Source organism: Paracoccus sp. J39 (genome assembly GCF_000518925.1).
Classification (GTDB): Bacteria; Pseudomonadota; Alphaproteobacteria; order Rhodobacterales; family Rhodobacteraceae; genus Paracoccus.
On record NZ_JAEN01000003.1, the window covers coordinates 225,524 to 240,609 of the forward strand.

Genomic DNA, 15,086 nt, shown 5'->3' on the forward strand with positions numbered 1-15,086 from the left:
TCTCCTCCGGTCGGGTCGCGGGCAGATTGCCCGCCCCCGGCGGCGCTGCCAACGGTTCCGTCGCGTCGGCTCAATAGGGCATGGGATGGACGCGGTGCAGCTGGTCGATGCGCCGCAGCGCCTCGTCGGACAGCACCAGGTCCAGGCCGGCAAGCAGGTGGTCGAGCTGCGCCGCATCGGTGGCGCCGATGATCGGGATCGACGGGAACGGCCGCTGCCGGGTGAAGGCGATGGCCATGTGGACCGGGTCCAGCCCCAGCTCGGCCGCCAGCTTCAGCCAGGCCGCGACGGCCTCGATCGCGCGGTCGGTGCGGCGGCCGCCCAGGTTGCCCAGGCCGCCGGTTTCGACATCGACCGCCGCCCGGCTGCCCGGCGGGTTGCCGCCGTCCTGGTATTTGCCGGTCAGGAGCCCCGCCGCCAGCGGCGAATAGGCAAGCAGCGTCACCCCCTCATTCACCGCAAGCTCGGCCAGGTCGGTGTCGTAGGCGCGGTAGAGCAGGGAATATTCATTCTGGATCGCCGCGACGCGGGGCGCGCCCAGCCGCTCGGCCGTGTCGATCCAGCGCGCCGTGCCCCAGGCGGATTCGTTCGACAGGCCGAAGGCGCGGATCTTGCCGGCCCGGTGCAGATCGGCCGCCGCTTCCAGCACATCCGCCATATGCGCCAGCGTCGCGGCACGGTCCTGCTGCGAGGGGTCGTAACGCCAGTTCTGGCGAAAGGCGTAGCTGCCGCGCAGCGGCCAGTGCAGCTGATAGAGGTCGATATGATCGGTCCTGAGCCGCTTCAGCGAGGCGTCGACGGTCCGGCGCAGGATGGCGCCGTCATAGCCCTCGGCCCGGACGGTGCCGCTGGGGCCGGTCACCTTGGTGGCGATCTGCACGCGGTCGCGGCCACCGCGCGCGGCCAGCCAATCGCCGATGATCTCCTCGCTTCGGCCGACGGTCTCGCGCCGGACCGGGTTCACCGGATACATCTCGGCCGTGTCGAAGAAGCCGATCCCGGCGGCCAGCGCCCGGTCCATCTGGGCATGGGCCTCGGCCGCCGGGGTCTGGTTGCCGAAGGTCATCGTGCCCAGGCAGACCCCGCTGACCCGAACCTCGCCGTTGCCGAGCGTCATGCTGTTCATTGCCGTCCTTTCGTCGCATCCGGCGGAAGAGAGTGGGAGTCGAACCCACCCGGGACAGGCTCACTGCCCCAACCGGATTTGAAGTCCGGCCGCCCCACCGGGGACGCTTCTCTTCCCTAGTCCTGACCGTCCGGCCTGTCCGGGGTGAACAGGTCGATCCGATGCGGGTTGATGCGACGAAGATCGCCGCGACGCAAGGTCAGACCGAGCCGGTCGAAGAAGTCAAGGATCTGGATCGCCACCTTGCGGCCGTTCTGCACCCGGTCGCGAAAGGCCGGGGCGGTGAACCAGCCGTCCGGCGCCTGCGCGGACAGCTCGCGGATGATGCCGACCATCTCGATGGTGGTGGCGCGGGCGAAGAAATGGTCATGCGCGATCTGGTCGATGCGGCCCTGCCGGGCGGCCATGCGCATCATGCGGCGCAGTTCGGCCTCGTCCGCACCGAGTTCGTGGGCAAAGTCGCGCACGCGCGGCGGGCGGAAGCGTTCCTCGCCCGAAAGCCGCGGCAGGATGCGGTCCAGCAGCGCCTCGTCCTCGGGCGAGAGGCGCGGCAGGTGGCCGGGCAAGCGGATGAAGGCGCCGTCCAGCGCGATGCGGCCCGCCGCCGCCTCGGCGCGGATGAAGGCGGCGAAATCCGGCTTGGACAGGCGCGGGACGAGCGCGAGCCGCAGCTTTTCCCGGCCCAGCCCCTGAAGATCGGCGTTCTCGGCATGGAAAGCCGCCAGTTCCCCCTGCATCCGTTCGCGCAGCGCCTTGAGCCGGGCGGGGGCGAGCGCCTGCCGCGTGCCGGGAACGATGGCGATGCCAGAGGCGGCGGCGGCGCGCTCCAGCCCGGCGGGCGACAGGGCGCGGTCGCGGGCGAAGGCGTCGAGGTCGATCAGCGCCAGCCCGGCCAGCGCCGACAGCGCCTCGGCCGGGTCGGGCAGGGCCATGGCGCGCAGCGCGGCCAGCCGCTCGGGCCGGGCGCGGTGGCGGGCGGGGGCGCGCAGGTCGATCAGCCGCCCGCCGCCGATGGTGCGCCGGGCCGAGACGTCGCGCAGGATGAAGCGTTCGCCCAGCGTCGCGGCCAACGGGCGGTCGAGGACGAGCTGCGCCAGCCCTTCGCCGCCCGGCGCCAGCGGCCCCTCCAGCGGCACGATGCGGGCGCCGGTCTCGGCCGCGCCCAGATGCAGGCGGGCGGGGAACCATGTCGCCAGCGGCCTGGGCTCGCCGTCCAGCACGCGCAGGATCACGTCGATGCGCTGGGTGGGCGCGTGCAGCGCCGGGTCCAGCGCCACGTCGCCGCGATGGATCGCCTCGCGCGTCACCCCTTCGCCGGCGAGGTTCAGCGCGCAACGCTGGCCGGCAAGGCCGGTTTCGGCCTTGCGGTTCTGGGCGTGGATGCCCCGCACGCGGGCCGGCAGGCCGGAGGGGCTGAGGACGATCTGGTCGCCCGCCGCGACCCGGCCCGACAGCACGGTGCCGGTGACCACGGTGCCCGTCCCGGCCAGGGTGAAGCTGCGGTCGATGGCCAGGCGGAACCGCGCCTCGGTGGCGCGGGCGGCGGTCTGCGCCTCGGCCTGCACCAGCGCGGCGCGCAGGGCGTCGATGCCCGCGCCGGTCAGGGACGAGACCGGAAAGACCGGCGCGCCGGCAAGGCCGGTCGGGGCCAGCAGCTCCGCGATCCGGGCGGAAAGCCGGGCGATGCGTTCGGGCGGGGCCAGGTCGGATTTGGTCAGCGCGACCATGCCGCGGTTGATGCCCAGAAGGTCGAGGATCGCCAGATGCTCGCGCGTCTGCGGCATGATGCCGTCATCGGCGGCGACGACCAGCAGCGCCAGGTCGATGCCGCCGGCCCCGGCCAGCATGGTATGGACGAATTTCTCGTGCCCCGGCACATCGACGAAACCGGTCACGGCGCCGCCGCCCAGATCGGCATAGGCGAAGCCCAGTTCGATGGTGATGCCGCGGGCCTTTTCCTCGGCCAGCCGGTCGGTCTCGATCCCGGTCAGGGCCCGGACCAGCGCCGTCTTGCCATGGTCGATATGCCCCGCCGTGCCGACGATCATCGCCCGCGCCGCGCCGCCGTCAATAGCCGGTCAGGAAGGGGTCGAAGCCGCCCCGCTTCCATTCGGTGTCCCGCATCATCAGGTCGAGGCCCAGGCTGGCGACGTCGTCGGCGATGGGTTCCAGCGAGGGATTGCGATTCTGATACAGGATCTTGACCCAGCTGCCGCATTCGCGGCAGACCTCGGCCTTGACCGTGGCCTCGCCGGTCTCGACCGAGCGATAGGAGATGCCCTTGGTCGAGCCGCAGCAGAGGCATTTCACCCGCACCTCGTTCCACAGCGTCTGGCAGGTGGCGCAGGCGCAATAGCGCGCCCCTTCGGCTCCAAGGCTTTCGGTGACGAGGCTGGTGGCCGGGCGGCCGCCGCAGGCCGGGCAGGTGCCGGTGCGGATCGGCACCAGTTTTTCGGCGTCCAGCGCAGCCGCCTGCATCGCGGCATGGACCTGCAGGGCGGCGGCGGCGAACAGATGCGGGGCGACGCTGTCCTCGGGGATGATGTCGGTCAGCACATTGCCCATCACCCAGTCCAGATCCGCGGGCTCGGCCGCCTGCAGGGCCCCCAGCGCCAGCCGCGCCGGCTCGGGCATCTCAAGCGAGGCGAGCCGCTCCAGCAGCAGCGGCAGCGCCTGCGCCAGCCCGTCGCGCATGACGTTGCGGTCCAAGGGCGACATGCGGCTGGCGCGAGCCAGTTCGATCCGCTCGGGCGGCTGCGCCTCGGGGCGGGGCAGGTCGCCGACCAGACCGGCCTGCGCCCGGCAGATCCCGGCCAGAAACCGCAGGTAGGGGGCAAGGTTCGGGCTGTGCCCGGCCAGGAAATCGAACCGCTCGGCGCGGGTCGAGAACAGCGCCGCGGGCTCGGGCAGGCGCGCCAGGGGGACCTTGGCGACGCCGCCGATCATCGCGGGATCGGGATTCAGGGCGGTGGACATGGCTTCCTTTCGGGTCGCTTTGGCCTACTCTGCCGGGCCGCCTCCCTCGCGTCCAGCCAGTTCGCGCAGCCATTTGCGATGGTGCCGCCAGGCCCAGCCGCCGGTCACCGTGCCGCGCGTCATGGCGCGGATGGTGCCGCGGGTCCAGATCGCCGCATAGACATGCAGGATGAAGGTCAGGATGATCGCCACCGCCGCCAGCGCATGGATCAGCACCGCCCAGCGCCGCACCGCGATCGAGACCAGATCGGGGAAATATTGCTGCCAGATCATCACGCCCGAGACGATCAGCACCACGATCAGCACCGACATGGCCCAGAAGACGAATTTCTGCCCGGCATTGTATTTGCCCAGCTCGGGCAGCTTTTCCTCTTCGCCGCGGACGACCTCGCCGATATGGCTGACCCAGGTGCGGTCCTCGGGGCGGGGCAGGTTCAGCCGCCACATCTGCAGGAACAGCAGCAGGAAGCTGAAGAACAGCAGCACGCCCACGAAGGGATGCAGCCAGCGCGTCATCTGCCCGCCGCCGAACAGCCCGGTCAGGAAGTAGAGCGCCGGGTGAAACAGCGCCAGCCCCGAAAGCAGCAGCACGATCAGGCTGGCCGCCGTCACCCAATGGTTCAACCGCGTGATGCCGCGATAGCGGCTGACCGTGACCGGATGGCGGCTTTCGATATGGTCGCCCGGGGCCGAGAACATGCGTTTCGGCATCACAGCACCTCCCTTCCCGGCGGGACCGGGGGCTCGCGGCCCTCGACCAGTTCCTCGGCATGGCTCTCATCCTCGGCCGAGACCTTGTTAGCGCGCGTCATCAGCCCGTGCAGGACCGAACCGATGGCCGCGGCGCCGATGGCGGCCAGGCCCAGCGTCTTGGTCACGCCCTTCCAGCCCTCGACCACCGGCGAGATGCGCGGCTGTTCCGGCAGGTCGGAATAAAGCGAGGGCTGGTCGGCATGATGCAGCACATAGAAGACATGCGTGCCGCCCACGCCCTGCGGATCGTAGATGCCGGCATTGTCGTAGCCGCGCGACTTCAGATCCTCGACCCGCGCCTCGGCATGGGCCAGCATGTCCTCCTTGGTGCCGAAGACGATGGCCTGGGTGGGGCAGGCCTTGGCGCAGGCCGGGCCCTGGCCCACCGCCACGCGGTCCGAGCACAGCGTGCATTTGTAGCTGACATGGGTTTTCTGGCTGATGCGCGGGATGTCGAAGGGACAGCCGGTCACGCAATAGCCGCAACCGATGCAGTTCTCGTGGATGAAATCCACGATGCCGTTCGAATATTGCACGATGGCGCCGGGGGCCGGGCAGGCCTTGAGGCAGCCCGGATCGGCGCAATGCATGCAGCCGTCCTTGCGGATCAGCCATTCGAAATCCCCGGTCTGCGGATTCTCGTATTCCGAGAACCGCATCAGGGTGAACATGTCGGGCGTCAGGTCGTGCGGATTTTCGTAAAGGCCGACGTTTTCCTCGATCTCGGGATAGGTGTCGTTCCATTCGGCGCAGGCCGATTGGCAGGCCTTGCAGCCGATGCATTTCGACACGTCGATCAGCTTGGCCACCGGCGTCAATTCGCGCGTCGGCGGCGGCAGGTCGGGCATGGCCGAGGCGCGGACGACGTCGCCCGGCCCCAGATTGGCCTGCATCGGCTGCACCGGCGGATTCGAGACCGCCGTGCGCGGGCTGTCGAGGTTCGGGTCCGTCGTCATGACACGGCCTCCCCTGTCGCGGGTTCGATATTGACCAGGAACGCCTTGAATTCAGGCGTTTCCACATTGGCGTCGCCGACAAAAGGCGTCAGGCTGTTCGGCCCGAACCCCTTGCGCGCCGCGCCCATGAAGCCCCAGTGCAGCGGGATGCCGATGACATGGACCAGCCTGTCGCCGCATTGCATCGGCTTCAGCCGCCCCGTTACCAGAGCCTTGGCCTTGACCTCGCCCCGCTTGGACCAGACCCGCACCCAGCCGCCCTGCCGGATGCCCTTTTCGGCGGCCAGCTCGCGGCTGATCTCGACGAAGAATTCCGGCTGCAGGGCCGCGTTGATGCGGTTGTGCTTGGTCCAGTAGTGGAAATGCTCGGTCAGGCGATAGGAGGTCGCCGCGATCGGGAATTCCTCGCTGGTGGCGAACTGCTCGGCATCGCTGGCAAAGACCCGCGCCACCGGATTGCCGCGCATCTGCGGGTTGAACACGTTGGCCAGGGGCGACTCGAACGGCTCCATATGCGTCGGGAAGGGGCCGTCGCGCATCATGCCGCGGCTGAACAGACGCGAGACGCCTTCCTGGTTCATGATGAAGGGGCCGACCTCTTCCGGCCTGGCGGTCGGCGCGATGTCGGGCACGTCATAGCCGGTCCATTTCTCGCCGTCCCATTCCAGAAGCTTGCGCGAGGGGTCCCAGGGCCGGCCCTGCAGATCGGCAGAGGCGCGGTTGTAAAGGATCCGCCGGTTCAGCGGCCAGGAGAAGGTCCAGTTCGGATAGGCACCGGTCTCGTCCGGGTCGGCATTGTCCCGCCGGGCCATGTTGTTGCCGTCCTCGTTCCAGCAGCCGGAATAGATCCAGCAGGCGCCCATGGTCGAGCCGTCGTCGCGATACTGGCTGAAGTTCAGCAACTGCTTGCCCTTGGCGGTCAGCAGTTTCGTCGGGTCGGCGGGGTCGTAGACATCCTCCAGCGCCCGGCCGTTCATTTCCTTGGCCAGTTCCTCGGGCGAGGGCTCGTCGGGGTCGGCATAGTCCCAGGTCAGGTTCAGGATCGGGTCGGGGAAGACGCCGCCCTCTTCCTGATAGAGCTTCTTCACCCGCAGGAAGATCTGCGCCATGATCCAGGTGTCATGCCTGGCCTGGCCGGGCGGCGTCGCCGCAGACCAGTGCCATTGCAGCCAGCGCCCGGAATTGACCAGCGCGCCGTCATCCTCGGCAAAGCAGGACGAGGGCAGCTCCAGCACCTCGGTCTGGATCGAGGCGGTATCCACGTCGTTATGTTCGCCGTGGTTTTCCCAGAAATGCGCCGTCTCGGTCTCCAGCGGGTCCATCACAACCAGAAGCTTCAGCCTGGACAGGGCCGAGGTCACCTTGGCGCGGTTGGGGAAGGCCAGCAGCGGGTTGAAGCCCTGGCAGAAATACAGGTTCACCTGGCCGACATCCATCAGCTCGAACATGCGCAGGATGTCATAGGTCGGCACGTCCAGCTTGGGCAGGTAGTGATAGGCCCAGTCGTTCTCGGCCGTGGCGGTGTCGCCCCACATCGCCTTCATGAAGCTGACCATGAACTTGGGATAGTTCTGCCAATAGCTGGTCTGGCCCGGCCGCAGCGGCTTGAAGCTGCGGCTGGACATGTAGGTCTGCCAGTCCGGCTCCTTCTCGGTCGGGATGTTCAGATAGCCGGGGATCAGGTTCGACATCAGCCCGATATCGGTCAGCCCCTGGATGTTCGAATGGCCGCGCAGCGCGTTCATCCCGCCGCCCCGGACGCCGATATTGCCCAGGATCAGCTGCAGCATGGCCATGCCGCGGATGTTCTGCGCACCCTTGGCGTGCTGGGTCCAGCCAAGCGCATACATCGAGGTCATGGTCTTGTCGGGCGCCGAACATTCGCCGATCATCTCGGCGATCTTCAGGAAGCGGTCCCGGGGCGTGCCGCAGACCTCCTCGACCAGCTCGGGCGTATAGCGCGAGACATGTTCCCTGAGCAGGTTCCAGACGCAGCGCGGATGCTCCAGCGTCATGTCCACGGCGGCAAAGCCGTCCTCGCCGATCACATAGTCCCAGCTCGACTTGTCATAATCGCGCTTTTCGGGGTCGTAGCCGGTGAACAGCCCGTCGCTCCAGCCGTATTCGTCCTTCACGATCAGGGGGGCGTTGGTGAAGTGGCGGACATAGTCCCATTGCACCTTGTCATTCTGGATCATCCAGTTGATCAGGCCCATCAGGAAGGCAATGTCCGAGCCGGGCCGGATCGGCGCATAATAGTCGGCCACCGAAGCCGTGCGGGTGAAGCGCGGGTCCACCACGATCAGCTTGGCGCCGCGGGCGGCCTTGGCCTCGGTCACCCATTTGAAGCCGCAGGGATGGGCTTCGGCGGCATTGCCGCCCATGACGACCACGAGGTCGGTATTCTTGATGTCGGTCCAGGAGTTGGTCATCGCTCCACGGCCAAATGTCGGGCCCAAACTGGACACCGTGGGGCCGTGTCAGACGCGCGCCTGGTTGTCGAATCCGACGATCCCCATGGACCTGACCACCTTGTAGGTCAGCCATGCGGTTTCATTGGTGGTGGCCGAGGCAGCCAGGAAACCGGTGGTGGTCCAGCGGTTGACCGGCACGCCGTCGTCGTTGGTCAGCACCATGTTGGCGTCGCGGTCGTCCTTGAGCGCGCGGGCGATCTTGTCCAGCGCCTCTTCCCAGGAGATCTCCTCGAAGCTGGCCGCACCGGGCCGGCGGATGCGCGGCGTGGTCAGGCGCGTCTCGGCATTGACGAAATCCTTGAGCGCCGCGCCTTTCGGGCAAAGCGTGCCGCGGTTCGTCGGATGGTCGGCATCGCCTTCGATATGCATCACCTTGGCCTCTTCGCCGGCCTTCAGGTCGCCGTTCGAATATATGATGATGCCGCAGGCCACCGAGCAATAGGGACAGGTGTTGCGCGTCTCGGTCGTCGAGGCCAGCTTGAAGGCACGCACATGCGCCTGTTCCGCCGCCTCCGCCCCGCCGAAGCCCATGGCCCCGAGCGATGTCGCCGCGACACCCGCGCCCGCCAGTTTCAGGAAACCGCGCCGCGAGAGGTCGATGTTCATCGTGCCCTCCTTTGCCTGTCATATCGATAGGTACGCGGTCAGGATTGCGCGGTATGGTAGCTCTGTCAAGCTTGGCACGAAAAAGGGGCGGACCCTTCCGGCCCGCCCCTTTTCCCAGAAAAACCCAGGGTCTTTGCCAAGCTGCGCCCCTGGCCCGTCAGACCTCGACCGAGACGGCGCCGATGGGATGCGAGCAGCAGGCCAGGATATAGCCTTCCTCGATATCCTCGTCGGTGATGCCGCCGTTATGGACCATATGCACCTCGCCGGCGGTCTTCCTGACCTTGCAGGTGCCGCACAGGCCGAAGGTGCAGCCCGAGGGGATGTTCAGCCCGTTGGCCTTGGCCACCGCCAGCACCGTGTCGGTCTCGTTGCATTTCGCCACCACGCCCGAGCTTTCGAAGGTGATCTGGGCGGCGCTGTCCTCGTCCGGGACGACGTCGTCCAGCACCGGGGCCTCGGATTCGTTGCGGATCGGGGCGCCGAAGCTTTCCTGGTGGTAATGGTCCATGTCGAAGCCGAGCGCGATCAGCATGTCGCGCACCGCCTGCATGAAGGGCTCGGGCCCGCAGCAGAACACCTCGCGCTCCAGGTAGTCCGGGGCCATCAGGCCCAGCATGATCTGGTTCAGCCGGCCGCGATAGCCGTGCCAGGTGCGGAACGGGTCGGAATCCTCGACCGTGAAGCGCAGCTGCAGGCCCGGCACCCGGTCGGCCATGCCCTCCAGCCGCTGGCGGAAGATGATCTCGCTGGGACTGCGGGCGGCATGGACGAAGACGATGTCCGGCATCTCGCCCGAATCCCAGGCCCAGGTGGTCATGGACATCACGGGGGTGATGCCCGAACCGGCCGAGATGAACAGGTATTTCGCCGCCTCGTGCCGCACGAAGGAGAAGATGCCCGCCGGCCCGAAAGCCTTGAGCCGCATCCCCGGCCGCAGGTGGTCGATCATCCAGCGCCCGCCGACGCTGCCCGGCTGCGCCTTGACCGTGACCGAGATGGACAGCGGCCGCGACGGGCTGGAGCTGATCGTATAGGTGCGCTGCACGTTGCCGCCCGGCACCGGCAGGTCCAGGGTGACGAACTGGCCGGGCTGATAGTCGAACCAGGCGCCAGAGGGGGCGCGGAAGGTGAAGGTGGCGGTGTCCGAGGTCTCGGGCACCACCATCACGCATTCCAGCGGCTCGTCGTCCTTCCACGGCTTGTCGCCGAATGCCTTGACCAGGACCGCCATTATTCCGCAGCCATCGCCGGGGTCGGGGACAGGCGATCCAGCATCTGGCGCACATACCAGTCGACGAAATGGATCACGCCCTCTTCCTGGTTGGGCGAATAGGGGCCGGGCTCATAGGCGGGGGACAGGATGCCCTTCTGGTTCTCCTCGACCACGCGGCGGTCCTCGTCATTGGTGGCCAGCCAGACCTCGGTCAGCTTCTGCAGGTCGTAGTCCACGCCCTCGACCGCATCCTTGTGGACCAGCCATTTCGACGTCACCTCGGTCTCGGTGGGCGAGATCGGCAGCAGGCGGAAGACGATGGCGTGGTCGGGCAGGAAGTGGTTCCAGCTGGACGGGAAGTGATAGAACATCAGGCTGCCGGCATCGTTCCACGGGATCGTGCCCATGCGCCGGTTCACCGCCGCCTTGGTGGACATGGTGAAGCTTTCGGCATTGTTCAGCAGCGGCACCCGGGCGAAGCGCCATTGCATCCCCGGCTCGTTCACGAAACGCGCCGGCAGGCCGGCCTTGTCGCAGCGGTCCCAATGCGACAGGATCTCGGGCGAGGCGGCGTTGGGCCCCTCCATCACCGTCATCAGCGGGTTGTCGGAATAGGTCCGGCAGAGCGAGGGATGGCTGCCGCCGCAATGGTAGCATTCGCGGTTGTTTTCGATCACCAGCTTCCAGTTGCCCTTCTCGACGATGGTCGAGGTGAAGGCGACCTTGGCGTTCGACAGGTCGCTGGCGCCGACGTAATCGCGCAGATAGCTGCCGAGGCGTTCGAAATCCGGCGGGTTGTCGGCCAGGCAGATGAAGACCATGCCGCCCTCGGTCCGGCAATGCACCGGCTTCAGGCTGTATTTCGAGGCATCGAAATCCGGCCCCATGTCGCGGGCGAACAGCAGCTTGCCATCCAGGTCGTAGGTCCACTGGTGATAGGGGCAGACCAGCTTGGGCGAGGAGCCGTTCTGCTTGGGGCAGAGCCGCTGGCCGCGATGGCGGCAGACGTTGTGGAAGGCGCGGATCTGGCCGTCGGCGCCGCGCACGATCACCACCGGATATTCGCCGATCTGCAGCGTGGCGTGGTTGCCGGTCTTGGGGATGTCGCAGGAGGGAATGGCAAACAGCCATTCGCGATACCAGAGATTCTCCAGATCGGCGTGAAAGACGCCCTCGTCGCAGTAGAGGTCGCGGCTGAGCGAGAAGTTCTTCCGCCGGTCGGCGAGCTGGTTCAGGATTTCGACTGTGTTCAGCATGGCTGGATTCCGCTGGCTAAGGGACGTGCTGTCCCCAGGAATGCACCCGTTTTCCGACTCGCAATTCTTCAAATGCGACGCTCGGATGACGGAAACGGACATCGGCCGGTTTCGCAGGCCCTCCGGGACGAAGCGGCTCCGTCGCGTAGGGGCCTTCTGGACGGCTACGGGGCCGGCCCGGCCGGCGCCGACCGGACAGGGCGGGCATAACCTTGTGGATAAGCACGGGCGACTCGGGGGGCATGGGCTGTGGAGAGCAGGGCCCCTTTCTCATCGCCGTGGATCACCCTGTCGGACGGGATGCGAACAAAGCCGGTTTCTCCACATGTTCAAAATCTGTCAGGAATTGCCCCCAAGCTGTGGAAAAGAAAAATTTTCACAAACTTATCCACAGGGTGCATCCGGTTACTGTGCTGTTTTAACGCCTGTTTTTCGTTAACGGATGGTTAACGCGGTTTTTTTCCCCAGCAAGCCGAAGGTGGGGAAATCCGGCGTGGAACAGGGATTTCCCGTCATCCACAGGCCCAACCACAACATCATCCTTTCTTTCTTTTCATTCTTTTTTGATAGAGGAGAGGTCGCTGGAGGTGCCTCATGACCGATTTCCTGGCTCTTGCTTACCCGTGGATCAAAGCCCTGCATGTGATGGCGGTGATCTCGTGGATGGCCGGGCTGTTCTATCTGCCGCGGCTTTTCGTCTATCATGCCGAGCGCGGGCATACGGGCCAGGAACCGGCGCAATCCTTCCGGATCATGGAGGACAAGCTGCTGCGCATGATCATGCGGCCGGCGATGATCGTCACCTGGATCGCCGGGCTGGTGCTGGTGCTGACGCCGGGCATCGTGGACTGGACGATGATCTGGCCGTGGAGCAAGGCGGCGGGCGTCCTGGCGATGACCTGGTTCCACCTCTGGCTGGCCGGCCAGCGCAAGGCGCTGCTGCGCGGGCAGGGGCTGAGCGGGCGGCGCTATCGGATGATGAACGAATTGCCGACGCTGTTCATGGTGGTGATCGTGCTTTCGGTGATCGTGAAATTCTAGGAAGAATTGACTCTCGCCCGGATTCTGCCTATGTGACGCGCATCCGCCGTCCGGCGGGAATTTTCCAGACACAGTTTCCAATGCGCGCCGATCCTGCGTCGGGCAGCGCGCGCCCATAGGCTAGACATGACCGAAGAACGCCTCAACCTGTCCGATCTCAAGGCCAAGAGCCCGGCCGACCTGCTGTCCATGGCCGAGGAATGGGAGATCGAGAACGCCTCGACCATGCGCAAGGGCGAGATGATGTTCTCGATCCTGAAAGAGCATGCCGAGGAAGGCTTCGAGATTGGCGGCGACGGCGTCCTTGAGGTGGTGCAGGACGGTTTCGGCTTCCTGCGCTCGACCGAGGCGAACTATCTGCCCGGCCCCGACGACATCTATGTCAGCCCCGACATGATCCGCCAGCATTCGCTGCGCACCGGCGACACGGTCGAGGGGGTGATCCGCGCCCCGGGTGAGAACGAGCGCTATTTTGCCCTGACCAAGGTCGAGCGGATCAATTTCGAGCATCCGGAAAAGGCCCGCCACAAGGTCGCCTTCGACAACCTGACGCCGCTTTATCCGAACGAGCGGCTGAAGATGGAGATCGAGGACCCGACCATCAAGGACCGTTCGGCCCGGATCATCGACTTGGTTGCGCCGATCGGCAAAGGCCAGCGTTCGCTGATCGTGGCGCCGCCGCGCACCGGCAAGACCGTGCTGCTGCAGAACATTGCCCATTCGATCGAGAAGAATCATCCGGAATGCTACCTGATCGTGCTGCTGATCGACGAGCGGCCGGAAGAGGTCACCGACATGCAGCGCTCGGTCAAGGGTGAGGTGATCTCCTCGACCTTCGACGAGCCGGCGAGCCGGCACGTCGCGGTTTCGGAAATGGTCATCGAAAAGGCCAAGCGTCTGGTCGAGCATAAGCGAGATGTTGTGATCCTTCTGGATTCCATCACAAGACTTGGTAGAGCCTTCAACACCGTGGTGCCGAGCTCGGGCAAGGTCCTGACCGGCGGCGTCGATGCGAATGCGCTGCAGCGGCCGAAGCGGTTCTTCGGCGCGGCGCGGAACATCGAGGAGGGCGGCTCGCTGACCATCATCGCCACGGCGCTGATCGACACCGGCTCGCGCATGGACGAGGTGATTTTCGAGGAGTTCAAGGGCACCGGCAACAGCGAGATCGTGCTGGACCGCAAAGTTGCGGACAAGCGCGTCTTCCCGGCGATGGACATCCTGAAGTCCGGCACCCGCAAGGAAGAGTTGCTGGTCGATGCCAAGGACCTGCAGAAGACCTATCTGCTGCGGCGCATCCTGAACCCGATGGGCACCACGGATGCGATCGAGTTCCTGATCTCGAAGCTGAAGCAGACCAAGACCAACAGCGAATTCTTCGACTCGATGAACGCTTGACGGCGCGGAGGATGCGGTGGATACGATCTTTGCCGAGGCGACGCCGCCCGGGCGAGGGGGCGTTACCGTTGTCCGCCTGAGCGGACCGAAGGCGCGTGCCGCGCTGGAATCGCTGGCCGGGCCGGTTCCGGCGCCCAGGGTTGCCGCCTTGCGGGCGCTGCGGGAGGGCGAGGATCTGATCGACCGCGCCCTGGTCCTGTGGTTCGAGGAGGGTCGCAGCTTTACCGGGGAGGAAGTGGCCGAACTGCATCTGCATGGTGCGCCGGTCATTGCCAACCGGCTGGCGCAGGCGCTTCTGAACCAGGGATTGCGGCGGGCGGAAGCGGGCGAATTCACCCGGCGGGCCTTTCTGAATGGGCGCATCGACCTGGCCGAGGCCGAGGGACTGGCCGATCTGCTTTCCGCCGAGACGGAGGCGCAGCGCAAGCTGGCCATGCGCGGGACGGAAGGCGAACTGGCCCGAAAGGCCGAGGCGTTGCGGGCGGGTCTGATCCGCGCCGGTGCACTGATCGAAGCCAGCATCGATTTCGCCGATGAGGAGGTTCCCGAGGAAGTCCCCGCCGAGGCCTTTGCGCTGATCGGGGCGATCCGGGACGATATCCGGCAGATGCTGGCCAGCTATCCAGCCACCGAGCGGTTGCGGCAGGGTTACGAGGTGGCGATCATCGGTCCGCCGAACGCCGGAAAATCCACTCTGCTGAACCGGATCGGGCAGCGCGACATCGCTTTGGTCTCCGAGATTGCCGGGACGACCCGGGACATCCTCGAACTCCGTGCCGATCTTCGCGGTCTGCCGGTCACTTTCCTGGATACCGCAGGTCTGCGTGAAAGCGACGATCCGGTGGAGGCGATGGGGGTGGCGCGGGCGTTGAAGCGGGCCGCCGAAGCGGATATGCGGATCCATCTTTCTGTCGATGGCATTGCAACCGACGCGGTGAAGGAAGACGATATCGTGCTCCGCTCCAAGGCGGATCTCGGGCAGGGTCAGGGTCTGGCGATCTCGGCTCGGACCGGAGAGGGGGTCGCAGAGCTTCTGGATATGGTCTATGATCGCCTGCGGATCAGGGCTGCCGATTCCGGCCTTGTGAGCCATAAGCGGCAGGCCGAAGCCTTGCAAAGAGCATGGCTGGCGCTGGATGTCGACAGGAATGACGCACCGGAATTCCTTGCGGAAGCACTGCGCCAGGCGATTCAAGGATTGGCCATGATGGTGGGCCGGGTCGGGGCCGAGGATTATCTGGACGAGATCTTCAGCTCGTTCTGTATTGGAAAGTAGGGTTTCAC

Annotated in this window: 11 protein-coding genes and 1 tRNA gene; 3 read left to right on the forward strand and 9 right to left on the reverse strand. The window is 66.2% G+C overall.

Translation table 11 applies throughout. The annotated features are described in order from the left end of the window. Positions 1-70 precede the first annotated feature (70 nt). The 9 genes from L632_RS0104535 to L632_RS0104575 form a co-directional block, all read right to left on the reverse strand. Positions 71-1,126: an aldo/keto reductase gene (locus L632_RS0104535; protein WP_028711747.1), complete on the reverse strand. Its 1,056-nt coding sequence runs from the start codon at positions 1,124-1,126 to the stop codon at positions 71-73. A gap of 23 nt (positions 1,127-1,149) precedes the next feature. After that, positions 1,150-1,242 (reverse strand) — tRNA-Sec (locus L632_RS24230). Beyond that, on the reverse strand, positions 1,243-3,174 hold the full coding sequence (gene selB, locus L632_RS0104540; protein WP_028711748.1) for a selenocysteine-specific translation elongation factor: 1,932 nt from the start codon (positions 3,172-3,174) through the stop codon (positions 1,243-1,245). Positions 3,175-3,193: 19 nt separating this feature from the next. Then, a complete protein-coding gene (gene fdhE / locus L632_RS0104545; protein WP_028711749.1) occupies positions 3,194-4,102 on the reverse strand; it encodes a formate dehydrogenase accessory protein FdhE in 909 nt (302 codons plus the stop codon). Positions 4,103-4,126: 24 nt separating this feature from the next. Further along, positions 4,127-4,813: a formate dehydrogenase subunit gamma gene (locus L632_RS0104550; RefSeq protein WP_028711750.1), complete on the reverse strand. Its 687-nt coding sequence runs from the start codon at positions 4,811-4,813 to the stop codon at positions 4,127-4,129. After that, positions 4,813-5,811 carry a formate dehydrogenase subunit beta gene (gene fdxH / locus L632_RS0104555; RefSeq protein ID WP_028711751.1) on the reverse strand — a complete coding sequence of 333 codons (999 nt, stop codon included), beginning with the start codon at positions 5,809-5,811 and terminating at the stop codon, positions 4,813-4,815. The genes L632_RS0104550 and fdxH overlap by 1 nt, the downstream gene beginning before the upstream one ends. Then, positions 5,808-8,891: a formate dehydrogenase-N subunit alpha gene (gene fdnG, locus L632_RS0104560; RefSeq protein ID WP_084637766.1), complete on the reverse strand. Its 3,084-nt coding sequence runs from the start codon at positions 8,889-8,891 to the stop codon at positions 5,808-5,810. Before fdnG ends, fdxH begins: the two co-directional genes overlap by 4 nt. Before the next feature lie 157 nt (positions 8,892-9,048). Further along, positions 9,049-10,125, reverse strand: coding sequence for a hybrid-cluster NAD(P)-dependent oxidoreductase (locus L632_RS0104570; protein ID WP_051476375.1), 1,077 nt, complete (start codon positions 10,123-10,125; stop codon positions 9,049-9,051). Beyond that, positions 10,125-11,363: an aromatic ring-hydroxylating dioxygenase subunit alpha gene (locus L632_RS0104575; RefSeq protein WP_028716417.1), complete on the reverse strand. Its 1,239-nt coding sequence runs from the start codon at positions 11,361-11,363 to the stop codon at positions 10,125-10,127. Before L632_RS0104575 ends, L632_RS0104570 begins: the two co-directional genes overlap by 1 nt. A gap of 594 nt (positions 11,364-11,957) precedes the next feature. Here L632_RS0104575 and L632_RS0104580 point away from each other — a divergent pair. From L632_RS0104580 to mnmE, 3 genes are all read left to right on the forward strand, one after another. Continuing rightward, positions 11,958-12,404, forward strand: coding sequence for a CopD family protein (locus tag L632_RS0104580; protein ID WP_028716418.1), 447 nt, complete (start codon positions 11,958-11,960; stop codon positions 12,402-12,404). 126 nt (positions 12,405-12,530) lie between these two features. Continuing rightward, on the forward strand, positions 12,531-13,802 hold the full coding sequence (rho, locus tag L632_RS0104585; protein WP_028711757.1) for a transcription termination factor Rho: 1,272 nt from the start codon (positions 12,531-12,533) through the stop codon (positions 13,800-13,802). A 16-nt stretch (positions 13,803-13,818) separates the two neighbouring features. After that, entirely contained in the window at positions 13,819-15,078 is a 1,260-nt protein-coding gene (gene mnmE, locus L632_RS0104590; RefSeq protein WP_028711758.1) for a tRNA uridine-5-carboxymethylaminomethyl(34) synthesis GTPase MnmE, read from the forward strand. Positions 15,079-15,086 lie beyond the last annotated feature (8 nt).

Bases quoted from the DNA above. Each gene is read 5' to 3' on its own strand.
- L632_RS0104535 (WP_028711747.1), bottom strand. From the start codon at position 1,126: ATGAACAGCATGACGCTCGGCAACGGCGAGGTTCGGGTCAGCGGGGTC.
- L632_RS0104575 (WP_028716417.1), bottom strand. From the start codon at position 11,363: ATGCTGAACACAGTCGAAATCCTGAACCAGCTCGCCGACCGGCGGAAG.
- L632_RS0104580 (WP_028716418.1), top strand. From the start codon at position 11,958: ATGACCGATTTCCTGGCTCTTGCTTACCCGTGGATCAAAGCCCTGCAT.
- rho (WP_028711757.1), top strand. From the start codon at position 12,531: ATGACCGAAGAACGCCTCAACCTGTCCGATCTCAAGGCCAAGAGCCCG.
- L632_RS0104570 (WP_051476375.1), bottom strand. From the start codon at position 10,125: ATGGCGGTCCTGGTCAAGGCATTCGGCGACAAGCCGTGGAAGGACGAC.
- fdxH (WP_028711751.1), bottom strand. From the start codon at position 5,811: ATGACGACGGACCCGAACCTCGACAGCCCGCGCACGGCGGTCTCGAAT.
- L632_RS0104550 (WP_028711750.1), bottom strand. From the start codon at position 4,813: ATGCCGAAACGCATGTTCTCGGCCCCGGGCGACCATATCGAAAGCCGC.
- fdhE (WP_028711749.1), bottom strand. From the start codon at position 4,102: ATGTCCACCGCCCTGAATCCCGATCCCGCGATGATCGGCGGCGTCGCC.
- selB (WP_028711748.1), bottom strand. From the start codon at position 3,174: ATGATCGTCGGCACGGCGGGGCATATCGACCATGGCAAGACGGCGCTG.